We start from the raw sequence: 19,500 nt of genomic DNA, 5'->3' as shown, positions 1-19,500 counted from the left end.
GCCGCCACACCGCCGCTCCAGCGGTGACCATCCGAGGGGATCGGCAGCGGTAGGCCTCTGCCGATCCCTGAGGCAGCAGCCAGACGAGGAAGCCCTGCTCGCTACAGGCTCGCAGCCCCCAAGAGGGGCAATTCGGGCAGTAATGGGGGATATTTGGAAGAGTGTGGAGATGCAGGCCCGTAAGACACGCTTGATGACGCGTTTGCTTGCTCGTGACCTGTTCGACGCATAACCTCGACGGCAGTGAGGAGTTACTCCGCGCAGCGCGGATTGCCATACCGGTGAACAACGGACGAACGAGGCTGATTGGTCGAGGCGGGCGAGGTGTCGGCTTTACTGGTCGACGCCCGGTCAGTCTTGGCTGGATATCGGTCCTGACGCCCACCGGGCTGTTCGTGACGCGCTTGTGACCCCTCCCGTTTGTGGCCGCGTTATGAGGTGTTGACGACGCGAGGAGGGCGGGGCGCACATGGGGCCGCTGGTCGTGGTGCTGATGGTGGCGGTGCTCGTGCTCGCGTTCGGGATGATCGCCGCGCTCCTCGTCGTCATACGGCGCACCTCGGGCAACGCCTCACGGGTGGCCAAGCCCGGCCCCGAGCAGGTGCAGGCCGTGCACCAGGAGCTTGAGCAGGCGCGGGAGGAGGCGCGGGAGATCCGCCACAAGGCGGAGACCGACGCCGAGGAGATCCTGCGCAGGTCGGAGGCCGCCGCCGAGAGCGCCGCGCAGATGCGGCGGGAGGTCGAAGAGGAGAGCCGGATACTCAAGTCCGAGCTCAAGGAGCTACGCGCCGACCTCGAGCGGCGGGAGGCCCGGCTGGCGGAGCGGGAGCAGCGGCTCGACGAGGAGGCCAGGCGGCAGACCGAGCGGGACAGGAAGCTGGGCGAGACCGAGGTCGAGCTGGCCGACCGGCGCGAGGAGCTGCTCCAGGTCGAGGAGGAGCGGCGGGTCATCCTGGAACGGGTCGCCGGGCTGACCGGTGAGCAGGCCAAGGCCGAGCTGGTCAAGGAGATCGAGAACCAGGCCAAGCGCGAGGCCGCGCTGATCGTCAGGGAGATCGAGGGCGAGGCCCGCAAGGAGGGCGAGAAGCGGGCCACCAAGATCGTGACGCTGGCCGTGCAGCGGGTGGCGGCCGAGCAGACGGCGGAGTCGGTCGTCAGCGTGCTGCACCTGCCCGGCGACGAGATGAAGGGCAGGATCATCGGGCGCGAAGGGCGGAACATCCGGGCCTTCGAGTCCACGACCGGCGTCAATCTGATCATCGATGACACGCCTGAGGCCGTGCTGCTGTCGTGTTTCGACCCCGTGCGGAGGGAGACGGCCCGGCTGACGCTGGAGAAGCTGGTGCTGGACGGGCGCATCCATCCCCAGCGCATCGAGGAGGCACACGACCGCAGCCGCCAGGAGGTGCAGGACCTGTGCGCGCGTGCCGGTGAGGACGCCCTGGTCGAGCTGGGGATCACCGACATGCATCCCGAGCTGACGCTCCTGCTCGGCCAGCTCAGATACCGGACGTCGTACGGGCAGAACGTGCTGAAGCACCTGATCGAGTCCGCGCATATCGCCGGCATCATGGCCGCCGAGCTGCGCATGAACCAGACGTTGATGAAGCGCTGTGCCCTGCTCCACGACATCGGCAAGGCGCTCACCCACGAGGTCGAGGGCAGTCACGCGCTGATCGGGGCGGAGATCGCCCGCAGGTACGGCGAGGAGGAGGACGTGGTGCACGCCATCGAGGCGCACCACAACGAGGTCGAGGTCCGCACCGTCGAGGCGGTGCTCACCCAGGCCGCCGACGCGATCAGCGGCAGCCGCCCCGGCGCTCGACGCGAGTCCCTGGAGGCGTACGTCAAGCGCCTGGAGCGGCTGGAGGAGATCGCGCAGTCGTACGAGGGCGTCGAGAAGGTCTTCGCCATGCAGGCCGGACGGGAGATCCGGGTCATGGTCAAGCCGGACGCGATCGACGACATCCAGGCGCAGGTGATCGCCCGGGACGTGGCCAAGCAGGTCGAGGAGGAGCTGACCTATCCCGGGCAGATCCGCATCACCGTGGTGCGGGAGTCCAGGGCCACCGAGTTCGCCAGGTAGGGGCGTCCCGGGAGCCAGGCAGGGGCGCCCCCTCGAGCTCAGGCCAGGCGGACGCGCGGATCGAGCAGCCCGTACGCCACGTCCACCAGCAAGTTCGCCACCACCACCGCGGTCGTCGCCAGTGTGACCACGCCCATGATCACGGGCAGGTCCCCGCTGACGAACGCCTGCACCACCGCCTGCCCCACCCCGCCGAGCCCGAAGACCGACTCCGTCACCACCACCCCGCCGATCAGCGTGCCGACGTCCACCCCGAGCTGCGTCACCACCGGTGTGAGCGCGGCCCGCAGGCCATGACGGTAGATCACGCGCCGCTCCGGCACCCCCTTGGCCCGGGCCGTGCGGATGTAGTCCTCGCCGAGGACGTCCAGCATGGAGCCGCGCGTCAGCCGGGCGTACGACGCCGCCTGGACCGTGGCCAGCGTGACCCACGGCAGGATCAGGTGGCGCGCCCATTCGGCGGGATCCTGCGAGAACGGCACGTAGGAGTCGGGCGGCAGGACGGGCAGTCCCACCATGGACAGCTGGAAGAACAGGAAGTACAGCAGCAGCAGGCCCACCACGAAGGTCGGCATCGAGACCCCGGCCAGCGCCAGCAGGGTCAGGCCGCGATCCAGCACGGACCGCGCCCGGGTGGCGCTGAGCACCCCCGCGCCGACGCCGAAGGTGAACCAGAGCACCGCGCCCCCCACCACCAGCGAGAACGTCGGAGGGAAGTCGGCGGCGAGCAGCTTGCCGACCGATTCGCCGGAGAAGTACGACTGGCCCAGGTCACCGTGGAGCAGCCTGCCCAGGTAGTCCAGGTACTGGACGAGTGTGGGACGGTCGAGGCCGAGGTTGTGGCGGATCAGCTCCACCTGCTCGGGCGTGGCCTGCCGCCCGGCCAGCGTCCTGGCGGGATCGCTGGGCGCGACGAAGAACAGCAGGAACGTCCCGAGCGTCACCAGCCACAGGACGAGCAGGCCGAGCAGGACCCGGCGCAGCAGGAACGCGCGCAGCATCACGCCCCCTTACGTGTACGGCGGCGGCGGCTGAACAGGCGCTCCATCCGCGGATCGATGGCGTCCCTGATCCCATCGCCCACCAGGTTGAACGCGAGCGTGGTGATCAGCAGCGTGACGGCGGGGAAGCCCAGGTACCAGTACGCCACCCGGTAGAACCCCTGCGCCTCGCTCAGCAGGTTCCCCCACGAGGGGGTGGGCGGCACGATCCCCAGCCCCAGGTACGAGAGCGTCGACTCGAACACGATGGCCGCGGGGACCAGCAGCGTGGTCAGCACGATGACGGGAGCGAGCAGGTTCGGCAGGATGTCCACGAACATGATCCGGAAGTCGCCCGCCCCCATCGACCGGGCGGCCTCGACGTACTCCCGCTCCTTCAACGACAGCGTCTGCCCGCGCACCACGCGGGCGATGGCCGCCCACGAGTAGAACGCGATCACCCCGATCGTGGCCGTCAGTGAGGGCCCGGCGATGGACACCACCGCGATCGCGAAGATCAGGTAAGGGAACGACAGCACCACGTCCATCAGCCGCGACAGCACGGTGTCCACGACGCCGCCGTAGTACCCGGCCAGCAGCCCGACCACCACCCCGACCAGCGCGGCCAGCCCGGTGGCGACCACGCCGACGAGCAGCGAGACGCGCGCCCCGTACAGGACCCTGATGAACAGATCGCGCCCGAGCCGGTCGGTGCCGAACCAGAACTCCCCGTTCGGCGGGACGGGCAGCCCCTGGGCGGTGATGCCGGTGTCGCGGAACTGGTCGTCGGGGCCGTGGCCGTTCCAGGCGGCGATGAGCGGCGCGGCCAGCGCCAGCGCGCACAGCAGGATGACGACCAGCCCGGACACCATGGCGACCTTGTCGGTCCTGATCCGGCGCCAGGCGAGCTGCCAGGGCCCGCGCCCGGCTATCCCGCCGGACGCGACGGCGCCGGGTCTGATCTCGGTCAGTGTCATACGACCACCTCGATCGGGAAGTGGCAGGCCGCCGAGCCTTCAAGCAGGGGCTCCACCGACGCGCAGACCTCCTGGGCCCGCGGGCACCGGGGATGGAAGCGACAGCCGGAGGGCGGGTCGATCGGCGAGGGCACGTCCCCGGTGAGGACGACGCGCTGCCGCCGCTCAGCCTCGTCCGGGTCGGCCACCGCGGTCGCGGACAGCAGCGCGTTCGTGTACGGGTGCCGCGGCCGCTCGTACACCGACTCCGCGTCGCCGAGCTCGACCACCTTGCCCAGGTACATGACCGCGATCCGGTCGCTGATGTGCCGCACCACCGACAGGTCGTGGGCGATGAACAGGTACGTCAGCCCGAACTCGGCCTGCAGGTCCTTCAGCAGGTTGAGGATCTGCGCCTGGATGGACACGTCAAGCGCCGACACCGGCTCGTCACAGATGATCAGCCGGGGCCGCAGCGCGAGCGCCCTGGCCACCCCGATCCGCTGCCGCTGCCCGCCGGAGAACTCCGCCGGGAACCGGTTGTAGTGCTCCGGGTTGAGCCCGACCCGCTCCATCAGCTCCTGCACGGTCCGGCGGAGCCGGTCGCCGCTCATCACCCGGTGGATCACGAGCGGATCGGCGATGATCGACCCGACCCGCCTGCGCGGGTTCAGCGAGCCGTACGGGTCCTGGAAGATGACCTGGATGTCGCGCCGGTAGGGCCGCATGCGCCTGCGGGGCAGGTTCGTGATGTCCGCGCCGTCGAACCGCACGGTGCCCGACGTGACCGGATGCAGCCCCGCGATGCACCGCGCGAGCGTGGACTTGCCGCAGCCCGTCTCACCCACCAGGCCCAGCGTCTCGCCGGGCGAGAGCGCGAAGCTGACCCCGTCCACCGCCTTGACCTGCCCGATGACGTGCTTGACCAGCGCGCCGGTGGTGATGGGGTAGTGCTTGACCAGGTTCGAGACCTCGAGCAGCATCACGACTCCTTCGCCTTGAGCCGCAGCGCCTCCGCCTCCGCGCCCAGCCCGACCGCCTCGTGCGGCAGCCAGCAGGCCGAGGCGTGGGTGCCCGCCCCGGTCACCGTGGCCAGCGGCGGCCGCTCGGCCGGGCAGACCGGCATCGCGTACGCGCAGCGCGGGTGGAACGCGCACCCGGGCGGCAGGTCGATCAGGCTGGGCGGCGAGCCCGGGATGGGCCGCAGCCGCCCGCCCCGGTCCCCGCTGCTGCCCGGGATCGACTCCAGCAGCCCCTTGGTGTACGGGTGGTGCGGCCGGTAGTAGAGCGTGCGCCGGTCGGCCCGCTCGACCGCGAGCCCGGCGTACATGACCAGCACCTCGTCGGCCATGCCCGCCACCACGCCGAGGTCGTGCGTGATGAGGATGAGCGCGATCCCGAACTCCGCCTGCACTCGCGCGATGAGCTCCAGGATCTGCGCCTGCACGGTCGCGTCGAGCGCCGTGGTCGGCTCGTCGGCCACGATCAGCTTCGGGTTGAGCGCCAGCGCCATGGCGATCATCGCCCGCTGCCGCATGCCGCCGGAGAACTGGTGCGGGTAGTCGTCCACGCGGCGCTCCGGCCGGGGGATGCCGACCAGGCCGAGCAGCTCGACCGCCCGCCTCCTGGCCTCGGCCCGCGAGGTGTCCGGCCGGTGCACCCTGATCAGCTCCTCGATCTGCCAGCCCACCTTGTAGAGCGGGTGCAGGCTGGTCAGCGGGTCCTGGAAGACGACGCTGATCTCCGCGCCGCGGATGTGGCGCAGCCGCTCGCCGTCGAGCTCGAGCAGGTTGACGCCGTCGAACATGGCGGTGCCGGAGATGTCGGCGCCGGGGGAGAGCCCCAGGATGGCCTGGGTGCTCACCGTTTTGCCGCTGCCGGACTCTCCGACGATCGCCAGCGTGCGGCCGCGTTCGATGCGGAACGAGAGCCCCCGCACGGCCTGCACCACGCCGTCGGACGTGGGGAAGGCCACGCGGAGGTCCGTCACCTCGAGCAGGCTCATGGGGTGGTGGGGTTGAGCCAGAGGTTGGTGAAGTCGTAGAGCTGGAACGCCGGCAGGTACAGGGCGTTCTGCACCCGCTTGCTCCTGTAGATCGGCGTGTTCTGGTTGTTGAGCGGCACGATCACCGCGTCGGCCATCACCGTCTGATCGACCTGGTGCCACAGCGCGGCCGACTTGGCCTGGTCCTGCTGGGCCAGCGCCTGCTTGATCAGGTCGTCCACCTTGGGGTTGCTGTAGCAGCCGTAGTTGCTGGTGCCGGGCGTGCAGTTGGTCTGGAACAGCGGCTGGACGACCGCGCGGCCGTTGTTGCCGTACCAGTCGGGGACCCAGCCGGGGGCTGAGATGTCCCACTTGCTGGCCTTGGCGATCGACGGGTTCTGCAGGAAGGCGCCGTAGTAGTCGCCCTGCCGCACCGGCAGGCCCTTCACCGTGATCCCGCACTTCTGCAGGTCCGCCGAGTACGACTGGAAGTTGGCCGGGTGGTTGCCCGCGTTGCGGAAGGCGCCGATGAGGGTCAGCCCGTTCGGGTAGCCGGCCTCGGAGAGCAGCTGCTTGCACTTGGCCGGGTCGCCCGCGTCACCCGGCGACGGGTACGGGTTGTACTCCTGGTAGCCGATGTTGCCCGGCGGGATCGCGGTGTGCAGCGGCGTGGCCACGTCGGCGCCGCCGTAGACCTTGGCGATGGCGACCTTGCTGACCGCGTACTCGATGGCCTGGCGCACCTTGAGCTTGCCCATGGCGCCGCCGGCGTTCTTGCTCTGCAGGTTGAAGACGATGTACGGGTTGGTCACCGCGCCCGGGTAGATCTTGAAGCCGGGGTCGCCCGAGCTCTTGAGCTGCGGGATCTGCGCGGTCGGCACCGGCAGGTCCCACGACAGGTCGGCGCTGCCGGCCTCGAGCTGCTGCTGTACGGCGTCCGGCTCGTTGACGCCCATCTTGACCTCGATGGCGTCCACGTACTGGTGCCTGATCGGGTCGGACTCCTGCTTCCAGGCCGGGTTCCGCTCCAGCCTGATCGACTTGGTGGCCACGTACTGGGCGACCTTGTAGGGGCCGTCGGAGATCGTGTGCTGGCGGAACGTGGCGTCGTCCGGCACGTACTGGTCGTACTCCTTGGGCGCGGCCACGGAGAAGTTCAGCGACAGGATGTTGAGGAAGTCGCTGGCGGGCTGGGTCAGCGTGAAGACCACCGTCTTGTCGTCCTTGGCCTGGACGCCCGCGATGTCATGGCCGTTCTGGAAGTCGGCCAGGGCGGCGGCCGTGGGCTTGGCCTTGGTGAACGCCTTGGCGTACGCGTCGCAGTACGCCTTCATGCCCTTGATCGTGCTCGTGTAGTAGCCGGGCGCGCCCGAGCCCGCCACCGGGTTGCAGATCCGCTTGAAGCCGCGGACGAAGTCGCCCGCCGTCACCTCGCGCGGCGGCTGGGTGTCCCACTGCACGCCGTCGCGGAGCTTGATCGTGTACGTGAGCCCGTCGGCGCTCAGGCCGCCGTTGTCCGTCGTGGGCAGCTCGGCGGCGACGTCGGGGACGACGGCGAAGCCCTTGGTCGTCTCGGACTCGCTCGCCACCCCGTTCAGTCCGAAGAGGCCGCGCGCGTATGTGCGCAGGATGCCGTTGGTGACCGTGTAGTAGGAGCTGGTGGGGTCGAGGTGATCGACGTCGCCGCCGCCGACGAGCCGGAGCGTCCCGCCGGACATCGGTTTGCCCGGGGCGGCGGAGGTCGGTGGCGCGGAATTTCGCGCTCCGGTGTCGGTCTGGCAGGCTGTGGCGAACAAAGTTGCGGTAACCACCACGACAATGCTGAAATGGCGCATGCTGGCCATCTGGCCTCCCTCGTGCCGAGATGCGGGGCGTGCATGGCTGGCCGAGTGGGGCGTGCGCCGTGGCCGCGGAGCGCGTCCCACATGTGCATGGTCACGCGCGCGGCGGCGATCGAAAAGGCGGTTACGCAACCGATGATGATTAGCGACCGCTCGGTAATGCTGATTTCGTAGTGAATTCGTCCGCGAATTACAACATTAGGCGAAAAGCTGCTGGTAAAAGGCCAGCTCGGCGGCGAGCGCGGCCACCCGCGTCTCCGTGCGGCGGAAGCCGTGCGACTCGCCCTCGAAGGCCAGATAGGTGCACGGCACACCCCGCTCCGACAGCGCGTCCGCGAACGCCTCCGACTGCTCCGGCGGCACCACGGGGTCGTCGAGGCCCTGCAGGAGCAGCATGGGGCAGGTCACGCCGTCCACGAGGGCGAGCGGCTCCCGGCTCGCGTACACGTGCGGGTCCTCCGGCCCCACCAGCCACTCCACGTAGCGTGACTCGAAGTCGTGAGTGTGCGCGACGAGCGGCGCGAGCGCGCTGACGCCGAAGTACGACACCCCGCCGGCGAACACGTCGGACCGGCAGCAGGCCGCCATCACGGTCCACCCGCCCGCGCTGCCCCCGCGCACCGCGATCCTGCGGGGATCGGCCAGCCCCTCCGCGGCCAGCCACTCGGCGGCGGCGACCGTGTCGGCCACGTCGACCAGCCCCCACTGGCCCTTCAGCCGGTCGCGGTACGCCCTGCCGTAGCCGGTCGAGCCGCCGTAGTTGACGTCGAGCACGCCGATGCCGCGCGAGGTCAGGAACGCCTTCTCCAGGTCGAGCGCGGTGTCGGCGTGCGCGGTCGGCCCGCCGTGCACGAAGATCACGTACGGGGGCACACCGTCGGTCGCGGGGCCGTGCGGCGGGTAGAGGAAGGCGGGCACCGGCGACTCGACGGCTCTTGGCACGGGCAGGTAGGCCGGGTCGGGCAGGCGCTCCCTGTCGCTCCTGAGCGTGCGGGACTCGCCGGAGGCCGCGTCCACGCTGATGACCGACCGGGGGGTCGTCGGGGCGTAGCCGATGCCGGTCACGGACGTGCCCTCGGCGGCCAGCGCCGCGTCCCATCCGTCGCAGGGCACGTCGAGGTCGGTGAGCGTGCCCGAGACCGGGTCGAGCACGCCCAGCCGCAGGTCGCCGCGCCCGTGCAGGACCGCGATCCGCCCGTCCCCGAGCACGGTGTACGGCATCCCGCCCAGCCGCCACGGCGGCAGCGTGAACTCCTCCTCGGCGGCGTGGATCGCCCGCAGGCCGTCGCCGTGGAGGCCGATCTCGTAGAGGTTCCACCAGCCGGAGCAGTCGGAGATCAGGTAGAGGCCGGTGTCGTCCTTCCAGGCAGGGGCCAGCACGGACTCCGCGGGGCCGCCCTTCACCGTCCAGGAGCCGTCGCCCGAGAGCCGGGTGACGCGTAGCTCGGTGCCGTCCCAGGGCATGCGGGGGTGGTTCCAGCAGACATAGGCCAGGTGCCGCCCGTCGGGGGAGATGGCGGGAGAGGCGTAGAAGTCGCAGCCGGTGGCCCATTCGCGGGTCTCGCCGCCGTCCAGCGAGATCGACACCACCGATCGGGTGACCTTGCCGTCGTCGTCGTGGCACTCGCGTACGCACCAGACCTGCCCGTCGCGCACCAGCAGGTCCGCGTAGCGGCAGCCCTCCTCGGTGAGAGGTTTCGGTTCGCCGTAATCGCGAAGAATGTACAGGCGCTGATCTTTGAGGTTGGTGAAGACCACCTCGCCGTCCGGCGTCACGGCGTAGGGTCTGCCGCCGTACTCGTGGACCCTGGTGCGCGCGTTCCAGGGCGCCCGTAGCAGCTCATGCTCGGTGCCGTCGGCCGCGCGGCACATGATCGTGGTGCGCCCGCCCTCGTCGGGACGGTCCTCGGTCCACCAGACCCGGCCGCCGTGGGCCGTGGGCCAGCCAGGGCGCACGCCGGAGCCGGCCACGTCTCTGGTCGAAATGGGGGAGGGCCAGAAAGGCATACCCGCATCCTGCCGGAAGATCGGCGACGGCGTGCGGCGGTCCCCACAGTTCAGGGGCAGCCCTCGGGCTTCGGCAGCCGCGACGGCAGCTCGAGCCCCGTCTTGCCGAACCACTTGTGCAGCAGCCGCGTGGCCGTCCCGTCGTGCCACATCGCCGCGATCGCCTGGTTGACGGCCTCGCAGGTGGCCGTGTCGCCCTTCTTGATGCCGACGCCCCATTTCTCCTCGCTGATGGGGTCGTTCAGCAGCCTGAAGCGGCCGGGGTCCTGCTGGGCGAACCCGGCGAGCAGCAGGTTCTCGGTGCTCACCGCGTCCAACTCGCCGTCGGAGAGCTTGCGCACGCAGTCGGAGTAGTTGGCCGCGCCCACCAGCGTCGCGGGCAGGTTCAGCTTGCCGTCGGGCGGCGGACCGACGATCCTGCGGTACGAGTTCGAGCCCTCCGCCAGGCAGAGCCGCTTGCCCCGCAGGTCGGACACCTTCTTGATGCGGGCGTCGCCGGCCCGGACCATCGTGTCCTGCTGGACGAGCACGTACGGGCCGCCGAACGTCACCTTGGGCAGGCGTGACTCGGTGATGGTGTAGGAGGCGAAGACGAGGTCCACGCTGCCGTTCTGGAGCAGCGCCTCCCGGGCGGACGAGGGCGACTCCCGCCACGTGATGTCCACGTGGTGGCCCTGCGCGAGATGGTCGACGACGTACCGGGCGACGTCCACGTCGAACCCCTGCGGGTCGCCCGGTCCGATCAGCAGCCCCAGGCTCGGCTGGTCCCACTTGGTGCCGACGACGACGTGGCCGGTGTTCCTGATCTTGCCGACGACGGTGGTGTACGAGCCCGCGCTGCCGCACGCGGCGACCAGCACCGCCACGGCCGCCCCCGCGAGCGCCACCCCACGCATGGACACAGTCTGGGGGGCAGGCAAAACGTGCGGATCGGCCTTGGGGCTGTTGTAACGGAAAAATGGGGTCTTCTTGGGAATTGCTACGTACGGGCGCCGCTGCGCCCGTACGTAGCGTCACTCCACGGGACGGTCGGGGGCCAGACCGGCGTCCTCGGTGCCCTGTCCAGCACCGACGCTGACCTCAGCCGCACCGGGCGCCGCGATCGGCGCGGCGGCGGTCTTGCGGCTGCGCCTGCTGCGGCCCTCCAGCCAGGTCGCGAGGTAGCTCACCGCCATGTTGAGCGCCACGTAGATGATGCCGATGACGATCGCGGCCGGGATCAGCGAGCCGAAGAACCGGGCAGGCAGGATCTTGAAGCCGGTGTTGAGCAGGTCGACGTACGCGATGATGTAGCCGAGCGCGGTGTCCTTCAGCAGCACCACGAGCTGGCTGACGATCGCCGGCATCATCGCCGTGACCGCCTGCGGCAGCAGCACCAGGCGCATGACCTGGTTCTTGCGCATGCCGACCGCGTACGCGGCCTCCGACTGGCCACGGGGCACCGCGTGCACGCCCGCCCTGACCACCTCGGCCAGCACCGAGCCGTTGTAGAGCATCAGGCCGAGCACGACCGCCATGAACGTGTAGTCGCCGCCGCCGCCCAGGGCCGGTGCCAGGTAGAAGATGAAGAAGATCAGCAGCAGCAGCGGGATGGCCCTGAAGACCTCGACCACCACGCCCGCGGGGACGCGGATCCACTTGTGGTCGGAGAGCCGGGCCAGGCCGAAGACCGCGCCGAAGACCAGCGCGAGCACGGCGGCCACTGCGGCGGCCTCCAGCGTGCCGAGCAGGCCGGGGAAGATGTAGGTCGTCCACGTCTCCCACTGCAGGAACGGCTGCCAGATCCGGCCTGCCCACTGGCCCTTGGCGTCGAAGCCCCGGTAGATGCCGTACAGGGCGGCGGCCACGGCCACGACGCTGATCACCGTGAGGAGGCCGTTGCGCACCCGCGCGCGTGGCCCCGGCGCGTCGAACAGGACAGAGGTGCTCATCGGACCACCGCCAGGCGCCGGGCCAGCCAACCGGTGAAGTAGCCGATGGGCATGGTAACGATCATGAATGCCACCACGATGCCGAGGAAGATCGGGATCGACGCGCCGACCTGGTCGAAGGCTTCCTTCATGTTGGCCGCGGCGTCGGCGGCCAACCCGCCCGCCACCGCGACCGTGCTGTTCTTCACCATGGCGATCATCACGCTGCCCAGCGGCGCGATGACCGCACGGAAGGCCTGGGGCAGGATGATCATTCGCAGCGACTGCATGAACGTCAGCCCGATAGCCCTGGCCGCCTCGGCCTGTCCGAGCGGCACCGTGTTGATGCCCGACCGCAGCGCCTCACAGACGAAGGCCGCCGTGTAGACCGACAGGCCCATCGCGACGATCCAGAACGAGTTGGTGCGGGGCACGCTGGAGAAGACCAGCCCGAGCTGGTCGCTGAGGCCGAGCGCGGAGAAGGCCAGCACCAGGGTGAGAGGGGTGTTGCGCACGATGTTGACGTAGACCGTGCCGGCGGCGCGCAGCACCGGCGTGGGGGAAACTCTCATCGCCACCAGGACGGTGCCGAGAATCAGGGAGGCGATCGCGGCCACGATGGAGAGCTTGATGTTCTCCAAGAACCCCAGCGCGAGGTCGGGCGCGTACCTAATCAGATCTTCCATGGTGCTCCACCGCATAGGGGAGCGGCGGCCGGCTCACCGGCCGCCGCCTCTGGCATGATCAGCTGCAACCCTCGGCCGGCGGTGCCGTCTCGGACAACTTCAGGCCCTGGATGCCGCCGAACCACTTGGTCAGCAGCTGCTTCATGGTGCCGTTGTCCCAGAGCTTCTTCACCGCGGTGTTGACGGCCTCACACGTCTTGGTGTCGCCCTTCTTCAGGCCGACGCCGTACTTCTCGTCCGTGAAGCCCTGACCGAGCACCTTGAAGCTCCCGCCGGACTGCTGAGCCTGCTTGGCGAAGCCCGCCAGGATCAGGTCGTCGGTGGTGACGGCGTCGAGGTTGCTGCCGGTCAGCTTCTGCACGCACTCGGAGTAGTTGGCCGCGTCGACGGTGGTGGCGTCGATGTCGAGCTTGCCGTCCGGCGGCGGGTCGGTGATCCGCTTGTAGGAGTTGGAGCCGGCCGCCTTGCAGATCTTCTTGCCCTTGAGGTCCTGCGGCGTGTTGATCGCGGTGTCGTTCGCGCGGACCATCACGTCCTGGTGGGCGACGACGTAGGGGCCACCGAAGGTGACCTTGCCCTTGCGCTCCTCCGTGATGGAGTAAGTGGCGAAGATGATGTCGACCGTGCCGTTCTGGAGGAACGGCTCACGGTTGGACGAGGCCGACTCCTTCCACTGGATCTCCGGGTCCTTGCCGCCGTTGATCTCTTTCAGCACCGCCTTGGCCACGTCAACGTCGAAGCCCTCGGGCCCGTTGGCCCCCTTCAGGCCCAAGCTCGGCTGGTCCCATTTGGTGCCGACGACGATCGTGCCGCCGTCCTTGATCTTGTCCGCCACGCTCGCATAGGTCTTGCTCCCGCCGCCGCAAGCGGCCAGACCGGCGGCGAGCGCCGCTATCGAGAGCACCGCTCCCATTTGACGCATGTGCATGTGTACCTGCCTCAATATCAGTGCGTGAGGATCTTGGAAAGAAAGTCACGCGCCCGGTCGGTCTGCGCGTTGGTGAAGAACTCGTCGGGAGTGTTCTCCTCCACGATCTGGCCGTCGGCCATGAACACGACCCTGTTGGCCGCTCTGCGGGCGAACCCCATCTCGTGGGTGACCACCACCATGGTCATCCCGTCGCGAGCCAGACTGATCATGACGTCGAGCACTTCCTGCACCATCTCGGGGTCCAGTGCGGAGGTCGGCTCGTCGAACAGGATCATCTTCGGGTCCATGGCCAGCGCCCTGGCGATGGCGACCCGCTGCTGCTGGCCGCCGGAGAGCTGCGCCGGATATTTGTCCGCTTGCGCCGCGATGCCCACGCGCTCGAGCAGCTCCATCGCCCGCTTGTTTGCCGCGTCCTTCGAGACGCCGCGCACCTTGAGGGGACCGAGCGTGACGTTGTCCCGGATGGTCTTGTGCGCGAACAGGTTGAACGACTGGAAGACCATGCCGACTTCGGAACGCAGCTTCGCCAGCGCCTTGCCCTCCTGGGGGAGCACCTGGCCGTCAAAGATGATCTGCCCTTCGCTGATCGTCTCCAGACGGTTGATCGTGCGGCAGAGCGTGGACTTGCCTCCGCCCGAAGGACCGATAACGACCAGTACTTCACCGCGGGAGACGGTCAGGTTTATGTCCTTCAGAACGTGCAGCGCCCCAAAGTGTTTGTTGACGTTCTCCAACCGTACGAGTGGAGCGTCGTTACCGTTCTCCGTCATGCGTCAAACCGTAGACGGTCCCAAGAGTGCTGGTCACTAACTAAGCGGTACCGATCCGATCACATCATGCCACCGAGCTGGCCTTTTAGCGCAGTCGGGACTGCCCCTAGCCGGACAGCGACTACCCTTGAACGTGCCATGACTGTGACCCAGGAGGGCGCCCGCACGTACGAAGTGCGCACATACGGGTGCCAGATGAACGTGCACGACTCCGAGCGCCTGTCCGGCCTCCTGGAGGACGCCGGCTACGTGCCTGCCTCCGACGGTGAGACCGCCGACGTGGTGGTGTTCAACACGTGCGCCGTGCGGGAGAACGCCGACAACCGCCTCTACGGCAATCTCGGCCACCTCAGGCCGGCCAAGACCCGCAACCCGCGCATGCAGATCGCGGTGGGCGGCTGCCTGGCGCAGAAGGACCAGGGCGAGATCGTCCGCAAGGCGCCATGGGTCGACGTGGTCTTCGGCACCCACAACATCGGCTCGCTGCCGGTGCTGCTCGAGCGGGCCCGCATCGCGGGCGAGGCGCAGGTCGAGCTGAAGGAGTCGCTCGAGGTCTTCCCCTCGACGCTGCCCACCAAGCGCGAGTCGGCCTACGCCGCCTGGGTTTCCATCTCGGTCGGCTGCAACAACACCTGCACGTTCTGCATCGTGCCGTCGCTGCGCGGCAAGGAGAAGGACCGCCGTCCCGGCGACATCCTCGCCGAGGTCCAGACCCTGGTCGGCCAGGGCGTCCTGGAGGTGACGCTCCTCGGCCAGAACGTCAACACCTATGGCGTGGAGTTCGGCGACCGCCTGGCGTTCGGCAAGCTGCTGCGCTCGTGCGGCACGATCGACGGCCTGGAGCGGGTCCGCTTCACCTCGCCCCACCCCGCCGCCTTCACCGACGACGTGATCGCCGCCATGGCCGAGACCCCCAACGTCATGCACCAGCTCCACATGCCCCTGCAGTCGGGCTCGTCGCGGGTGCTGCGCGAGATGCGCCGCTCGTACCGCGCGGAGCGCTACCTCGGCATCATCGAGCGGGTGCGCGCCGCCATGCCGGACGCGGCCATCTCGACCGACATCATCGTCGGCTTCCCGGGGGAGACGGAGGAGGACTTCCAGGCCACCCTCGACGTGGTCCGCGAGAGCCGCTTCGCCAACGCCTTCACCTTCCAGTACTCCATCCGCCCCGGCACGCCGGCGGCCACCATGCCCGACCAGATCCCCAAGGAGGTCGTGCAGGAGCGCTACGAGCGGCTGGTGGCGCTGCAGGAGGAGATCTCATGGGAGGAGAACAAGAAGCAGGTCGGGCGCACGCTCGAGGTCCTGGTGGCCGAGGGCGAGGGGCGCAAGGACGACGCCACCCGGCGGCTTTCCGGCCGGGCGCCCGACAACCGCCTGGTGCACTTCACCGCCGGCTCCGAGACGCCCCGCCCCGGGGACATGGTGACGGTCGAGGTGACGTACGCGGCCCCGCACCATCTGGTGGCGGACGGGCCGGTCAAGGGCCTCAGGCGCACCCGGGCCGGCGACGCCTGGGAGTCCCGCCAGTCCGGTCCCACGCCGTCCTCGGGCGTCCTGCTGGGCATGCCGACCATCGGCCGCCCCGCCGCCGCCCCCGCCGCCTCCTCGGGAGCCTGCTCGGCCCACTGAGGCCCATCCCTGGCCTCCTGCACGGCCTTGAGGACGCCTTCCGGTGTCCGGTCCTACGTGCGCGCGGCGGTCAGCGGGTGAGGCGGTTCAGGTAGGCGTAACAGGGTTCGCGGCGGAAGTCGTGGAAAGTGGCGCAGGGATCCGCGACAACCCTGCCGGAGATCGACGGGGCGGGGGCCGGCAGTTCCTGGGGAGGGACCTGCGGCGCGGGCAGGACCTTCGGGCGGGGCGGCAGAGGAGTGACTGACCGATGGGGCGGCTCAGGAGCCGCTGACCGCCGAGGTCCCGGCGGTGCCGTCACGGGTGTCGGAGGCACGGTGACGGAGGCGGGCGGTCCCGTCGTGGACCCCAGGGGGCCTATGACAGGCGCGAGAGGCGGCTCCACGGTGACGGGCGGGCCGGCGGTGAGCTCGGGCTCCGGTGGCGGGACGGCCTCGACCCAGGCCGGCGGGGGAAGTCTCGATTTCGGCGTCTCCTGGAACGATCCATCCGATGGCGAGGCCGAAAGGCCTGCTGGGGCGTACGAGAAATCCGATCTTGGGGAAAGCGTGCTTTCCTGATCGAATTCCGCCGGCCTTTGCGGTGGCGCTTCCTGGGTGTTGGTGAATGCCAGGAATATGCCTGTGATCGCGGTGGCGAGCACTCCGGCGACTCCGGCGACGGGTGCGAGGCGGGCGCGACGACCTGGAAAAATGGATCTAGAGGGGGACAAGTCGTGATTCCTTTGTGATTGGTGTGCGAGCATTCAGTGTTTGCGGCTAGTGTGGTCCATCGCCCGCGGAAGCCGGTGTGCTTTCCCCGATACGACCGCAGGGAGCCGTACCACCATGCAAGATCCGATCGAGCCGGATCGTCTTGAGATCCTGTCCGGGCCTGGCGACACCCGCCTTGCGGCCAGGAAGACGTCCTCGACCGGCGAACCCCCGAAGAAGACCAAGAAGACCGCCGTCATCGCCGCTTCGGCGCTCGTCGCCCTGCTCGCGGCGGGCGGTGCCGGCTACCTGCTGGCCGGCAGCCCCGGAGAGGCCGCGCAGCCGGGTGCGGGCCGTCCCGCCCCCTCGCAGAGCGTCGGGGGGAACGAGGACCTCGGGGGCGACGACACCACCACCGGCGACGCCGCCACCGACGCCCCCGAGGGCGATCCGGCCGCGGACACCCCCGACGACGGCTCCATCGGTGACACCGCGCCGGACGTGGGCTCGGGCGGCGAGCCCGTCGGCGACACGGGTTCCAACCCGGCCGGCGGCACGGCCAGGACCGGCGACGGCAAGACGACCTCGACGACGTCCCCCACCAAGGCGCCGCAGCCGTCCGAGGGCGACAACCCCGCGGACGGCCCCGCGGGCCAGCTGAGCGGCCAGTGCGCGAAGAGCGGCTGCTGAGCGCGGGCGAGCCGCCCACGGCCAAGGGTCGCGTCCCGGGGAAGTGGCTTGGCGTTTATCGGTGGTACTGGACCTATGGCGGGAACCACCGCACTCCGTAGGGTTAGCGTATGACGACTGACAGAGCCGAGGCCCTACGGGCGCTGCACGTGCCGGGAGACCCGGTGATCCTGGCCAACGTCTGGGACGCCGCCTCCGCCCGTGCCGTACGGGAAGCCGGGTTCCCGGCCGTCGCCACCGGGAGCGCCGCCGTGGCGCAGGTGCTGGGGTACGAGGACGGCGAGGGGACGCCGGTCGGCGAGATGATGGCGGCGATCGCCCGCATCGTCAGGGTCGTGGACGTGCCCGTCACCGCCGACATCGAGCGCGGCTACGGTCTCAAGCCGGCCGAGCTGGTCGAACGCCTGGCCGCCACCGGAGCCGTGGGCTGCAACATCGAGGACTCCACGGCCGGCGCGCTGGTGGACCCAGCCGAACAGGCCGACTTCCTGGCGGAGATGCGGGCCGCGGCGGGCCGGGGGCTGGTGATCAACGCGAGGGTAGACGTCTACCTGCGCGGCCGGGCCTTCCGCGACGAGGCGGTGGAGCGCGGGCGGCGGTATCTGGAGGCGGGCGCCGACTGCGTCTACCCGATCGGGCTGGGGGATGAGGACGAGATCGGGGCGCTGGTGAACGAGCTGGGCGGGCCCGTCAACATCCTGTTCAGGCCCGGGGTCCCGTCGTTCGGGCGGCTGGGCGAGCTGGGGGTGGCCAGGATCAGCTTCGGCGGCGGGCTCCACCGGGCCGCCCACACCTACGCCCAGAGCCTGTTCGCGAAGGTCAAGGAAGGCCTCAGCCCGTACTGACCTCGCACGCCACGTACGGCGGCCAGGCGGCGGGCCCCCTACGGCGTGGGTTACTTCGCCGGCCTGTGGGCCTGACGCCGCGGCACCGGGATCTGCATCAGGTCGCGGGCGAGCACGACCTCCCCGTCGTAGTGCCGTCGCACCTCCGCCACGAAGGCGGGCTCGTCGGCGAACCCGTACCGCTCCGAGAAGTGCGTCAGCACCAGCCTGCGCGCTCCCGCGTCGGCCGCCACCAGACCCGCCTCGAAGGCGGTCAGATGCCCGTACTCCTTGGCCAGCGCGCTCTCCGACGACAGGAACGTGCACTCGATCACCAGTAGGTCCACCCCCGAGGCCAGCTCGAACACGGTGTCGCAGAGCCGCGTGTCCATGACGAACGCCACGCTCTGCCCCGGCCTGGGCTCGCTGCACTGGTCGAGCGTGATCCCGCGCACGGAGCCGGTGCGCTGGAGCTCGCCGATCTCCGGACCGCGGATGCCGTGGGCGGCCAGCTTGTCGGGCAGCATGCGGCGGCCGTGCGGCTCCTGGACGCGGTAACCGTATGACTCGACGGGATGAGACAGGCGGCGCGCGGTCAGCGAGCCGACGGAGGCCAGGTCGCCGGAGAGCGGGTGCTCGGAGATCACTGAGGTGTCGGCGAACGCGGCGGCGTGGCGGAGCCTGCGCCAGTACGTCTCGCCGGAGGCCGGGAAGAGCGCGCGCACCGGGTGCCTGACCTTGTCGCGGGCGATGCGCTGCACGACCCCCGGCACCCCCAGGCAGTGGTCGCCGTGGAAGTGCGTCAGGCAGATCCAGTGGACGTCATGAGCGCTCACGCCGGCATGCAGCATCTGCCGCTGCGTGCCCTCTCCAGGGTCGAAAAGGTAGCCTTGTCCGTCCCAGCGCAGAAGGTAGCCGTTGTGGTTACGGTGTCGTGTGGGGACCGCGCTGGAGGTGCCCAGCACCACCAACTCACGTGAGGACATGATGACCACAGTCGCGTTCGCCGAGGTGCCTACGCCGGTAGGGCCGTTCGTGCTGGCCGTCACCGAGGTCGGTCTCGTCGCGTCGGGCTGGGGCGCCCCTCCGCCGCTGTCCGACCGCCTCGGACTGGCTGAAGTCCATGATTCGGATCGTACGGCCTTCGCGGTCGCCGAGTTGAACGCTTATTTCGCGGGCGATCTGAAGACCTTCGAGACGCCGGTGGACTGGCGGCTCATGTCCGGCTCGCGGCTGCGGGTGCTGCAGGCGCTGCACCAGGTCCCGTACGGCACCGCCGTCACCTACGGCGAGCTGGCCGCGCGCAGCGGCTCCAACGTGCCGGCCCGCGGCATCGGCTCGATCATGGGCTCCAACCCCATCCCGATCATCGTGCCCTGCCACCGGGTGATCGCGGGCAACGGCCTCGGCGGGTTCAGCGGCGGCGAGGGCGTGGAGACCAAGCGCTGGCTGCTCACCCACGAGGGGTACCTGCAGCCGACACTGCTCGACCTCTAGCAAACTTGTCC

17 protein-coding genes are annotated in these 19,500 nt (G+C 69.7%); 5 read left to right on the top strand and 12 right to left on the bottom strand.

Translation table 11 applies throughout. The annotated features are described in order from the left end of the window. The first annotated feature begins 469 nt into the window (after positions 1-469). Positions 470-2,086: a ribonuclease Y gene (gene rny, locus AB0J64_RS16240; protein WP_364026934.1), complete on the top strand. Its 1,617-nt coding sequence runs from the start codon at positions 470-472 to the stop codon at positions 2,084-2,086. Between the two features lie 38 nt (positions 2,087-2,124). Here the strand turns inward: rny and AB0J64_RS16235 are convergent, their stop codons facing one another. From AB0J64_RS16235 to AB0J64_RS16185, 11 genes are all read right to left on the bottom strand, one after another. Beyond that, positions 2,125-3,087 (bottom strand): ABC transporter permease, encoded by a 963-nt coding sequence (locus AB0J64_RS16235; RefSeq protein WP_364026931.1) that lies wholly within the window; start codon positions 3,085-3,087, stop codon positions 2,125-2,127. Beyond that, the gene (locus AB0J64_RS16230) at positions 3,087-4,043 is read right to left on the bottom strand and encodes an ABC transporter permease (protein WP_364026928.1); all 957 of its coding nucleotides are present in this window, start codon (positions 4,041-4,043) and stop codon (positions 3,087-3,089) included. Before AB0J64_RS16230 ends, AB0J64_RS16235 begins: the two co-directional genes overlap by 1 nt. Then, entirely contained in the window at positions 4,040-5,005 is a 966-nt protein-coding gene (locus AB0J64_RS16225; RefSeq protein WP_364026925.1) for a dipeptide ABC transporter ATP-binding protein, read from the bottom strand. Before AB0J64_RS16225 ends, AB0J64_RS16230 begins: the two co-directional genes overlap by 4 nt. Then, positions 5,005-6,027, bottom strand: a complete 1,023-nt coding sequence (locus AB0J64_RS16220; RefSeq protein ID WP_364026922.1) for an ABC transporter ATP-binding protein — start codon at positions 6,025-6,027, stop codon at positions 5,005-5,007. The genes AB0J64_RS16225 and AB0J64_RS16220 overlap by 1 nt, the downstream gene beginning before the upstream one ends. Next, positions 6,024-7,817, bottom strand: a complete 1,794-nt coding sequence (locus AB0J64_RS16215) for an ABC transporter substrate-binding protein (protein WP_364026919.1) — start codon at positions 7,815-7,817, stop codon at positions 6,024-6,026. The genes AB0J64_RS16220 and AB0J64_RS16215 overlap by 4 nt, the downstream gene beginning before the upstream one ends. A gap of 228 nt (positions 7,818-8,045) precedes the next feature. Continuing rightward, complete coding sequence (locus AB0J64_RS16210) at positions 8,046-9,854, bottom strand: prolyl oligopeptidase family serine peptidase (protein ID WP_364026916.1); 1,809 nt, start codon at positions 9,852-9,854, stop codon at positions 8,046-8,048. A 50-nt stretch (positions 9,855-9,904) separates the two neighbouring features. Beyond that, positions 9,905-10,750 (bottom strand): glutamate ABC transporter substrate-binding protein, encoded by an 846-nt coding sequence (locus AB0J64_RS16205; RefSeq protein ID WP_364026913.1) that lies wholly within the window; start codon positions 10,748-10,750, stop codon positions 9,905-9,907. 117 nt (positions 10,751-10,867) lie between these two features. Further along, the gene (locus tag AB0J64_RS16200; RefSeq protein ID WP_364026910.1) at positions 10,868-11,785 is read right to left on the bottom strand and encodes an amino acid ABC transporter permease; all 918 of its coding nucleotides are present in this window, start codon (positions 11,783-11,785) and stop codon (positions 10,868-10,870) included. Beyond that, the gene (locus AB0J64_RS16195) at positions 11,782-12,450 is read right to left on the bottom strand and encodes an amino acid ABC transporter permease (protein ID WP_364026907.1); all 669 of its coding nucleotides are present in this window, start codon (positions 12,448-12,450) and stop codon (positions 11,782-11,784) included. Before AB0J64_RS16195 ends, AB0J64_RS16200 begins: the two co-directional genes overlap by 4 nt. Positions 12,451-12,508: 58 nt before the next feature. Continuing rightward, on the bottom strand, positions 12,509-13,378 hold the full coding sequence (locus AB0J64_RS16190) for a glutamate ABC transporter substrate-binding protein (RefSeq protein WP_364026904.1): 870 nt from the start codon (positions 13,376-13,378) through the stop codon (positions 12,509-12,511). A gap of 17 nt (positions 13,379-13,395) precedes the next feature. Continuing rightward, a complete protein-coding gene (locus AB0J64_RS16185) occupies positions 13,396-14,151 on the bottom strand; it encodes an amino acid ABC transporter ATP-binding protein (RefSeq protein WP_364026901.1) in 756 nt (251 codons plus the stop codon). Positions 14,152-14,289: 138 nt separating this feature from the next. Between AB0J64_RS16185 and miaB the strand changes: the two genes are divergently transcribed. The 3 genes from miaB (at position 14,290) to AB0J64_RS16170 (ending at position 18,013) form a co-directional block, all read left to right on the top strand. After that, positions 14,290-15,786: a tRNA (N6-isopentenyl adenosine(37)-C2)-methylthiotransferase MiaB gene (gene miaB / locus AB0J64_RS16180; protein ID WP_364026898.1), complete on the top strand. Its 1,497-nt coding sequence runs from the start codon at positions 14,290-14,292 to the stop codon at positions 15,784-15,786. Positions 15,787-16,613: 827 nt separating this feature from the next. Then, complete coding sequence (locus tag AB0J64_RS16175) at positions 16,614-17,168, top strand: hypothetical protein (protein ID WP_364026895.1); 555 nt, start codon at positions 16,614-16,616, stop codon at positions 17,166-17,168. A 110-nt stretch (positions 17,169-17,278) separates the two neighbouring features. Beyond that, a complete protein-coding gene (locus tag AB0J64_RS16170) occupies positions 17,279-18,013 on the top strand; it encodes an isocitrate lyase/phosphoenolpyruvate mutase family protein (protein WP_364026892.1) in 735 nt (244 codons plus the stop codon). Positions 18,014-18,063: 50 nt separating this feature from the next. On the opposite strand, the gene AB0J64_RS16165 is transcribed toward AB0J64_RS16170, so the two are convergent. Next, entirely contained in the window at positions 18,064-18,978 is a 915-nt protein-coding gene (locus AB0J64_RS16165; protein WP_364026889.1) for a ribonuclease Z, read from the bottom strand. Between AB0J64_RS16165 and AB0J64_RS16160 the strand changes: the two genes are divergently transcribed. Next, positions 18,977-19,489 carry a methylated-DNA--[protein]-cysteine S-methyltransferase gene (locus tag AB0J64_RS16160; protein ID WP_364026886.1) on the top strand — a complete coding sequence of 171 codons (513 nt, stop codon included), beginning with the start codon at positions 18,977-18,979 and terminating at the stop codon, positions 19,487-19,489. The two genes, AB0J64_RS16165 and AB0J64_RS16160, sit on opposite strands and share 2 nt — an antisense overlap. Positions 19,490-19,500 lie beyond the last annotated feature (11 nt).

Source organism: Nonomuraea sp. NPDC049695 (assembly GCF_040674955.1).
GTDB lineage: Bacteria > Actinomycetota > Actinomycetes > Streptosporangiales > Streptosporangiaceae > Nonomuraea > Nonomuraea helvata.
Note: the sequence above shows the minus strand (reverse complement) of the source record. Positions and strands in the feature narration are given on the sequence as shown.

Excerpts from the sequence above, each read along its gene's own strand:
- AB0J64_RS16175 (WP_364026895.1), top strand. The coding sequence starts at position 16,614 with ATGCAAGATCCGATCGAGCCGGATCGTCTTGAGATCCTGTCCGGGCCT.
- AB0J64_RS16160 (WP_364026886.1), top strand. The coding sequence starts at position 18,977 with ATGATGACCACAGTCGCGTTCGCCGAGGTGCCTACGCCGGTAGGGCCG.
- AB0J64_RS16185 (WP_364026901.1), bottom strand. The coding sequence starts at position 14,151 with ATGACGGAGAACGGTAACGACGCTCCACTCGTACGGTTGGAGAACGTC.
- miaB (WP_364026898.1), top strand. The coding sequence starts at position 14,290 with ATGACTGTGACCCAGGAGGGCGCCCGCACGTACGAAGTGCGCACATAC.
- AB0J64_RS16205 (WP_364026913.1), bottom strand. The coding sequence starts at position 10,750 with ATGCGTGGGGTGGCGCTCGCGGGGGCGGCCGTGGCGGTGCTGGTCGCC.
- AB0J64_RS16235 (WP_364026931.1), bottom strand. The coding sequence starts at position 3,087 with ATGCTGCGCGCGTTCCTGCTGCGCCGGGTCCTGCTCGGCCTGCTCGTC.
- AB0J64_RS16225 (WP_364026925.1), bottom strand. The coding sequence starts at position 5,005 with ATGCTGCTCGAGGTCTCGAACCTGGTCAAGCACTACCCCATCACCACC.
- AB0J64_RS16230 (WP_364026928.1), bottom strand. The coding sequence starts at position 4,043 with ATGACACTGACCGAGATCAGACCCGGCGCCGTCGCGTCCGGCGGGATA.
- AB0J64_RS16220 (WP_364026922.1), bottom strand. The coding sequence starts at position 6,027 with ATGAGCCTGCTCGAGGTGACGGACCTCCGCGTGGCCTTCCCCACGTCC.
- AB0J64_RS16170 (WP_364026892.1), top strand. The coding sequence starts at position 17,279 with ATGACGACTGACAGAGCCGAGGCCCTACGGGCGCTGCACGTGCCGGGA.
- AB0J64_RS16195 (WP_364026907.1), bottom strand. The coding sequence starts at position 12,450 with ATGGAAGATCTGATTAGGTACGCGCCCGACCTCGCGCTGGGGTTCTTG.
- AB0J64_RS16210 (WP_364026916.1), bottom strand. The coding sequence starts at position 9,854 with ATGCCTTTCTGGCCCTCCCCCATTTCGACCAGAGACGTGGCCGGCTCC.
- AB0J64_RS16200 (WP_364026910.1), bottom strand. The coding sequence starts at position 11,785 with ATGAGCACCTCTGTCCTGTTCGACGCGCCGGGGCCACGCGCGCGGGTG.
- AB0J64_RS16190 (WP_364026904.1), bottom strand. The coding sequence starts at position 13,378 with ATGCACATGCGTCAAATGGGAGCGGTGCTCTCGATAGCGGCGCTCGCC.
- rny (WP_364026934.1), top strand. The coding sequence starts at position 470 with ATGGGGCCGCTGGTCGTGGTGCTGATGGTGGCGGTGCTCGTGCTCGCG.
- AB0J64_RS16165 (WP_364026889.1), bottom strand. The coding sequence starts at position 18,978 with ATGTCCTCACGTGAGTTGGTGGTGCTGGGCACCTCCAGCGCGGTCCCC.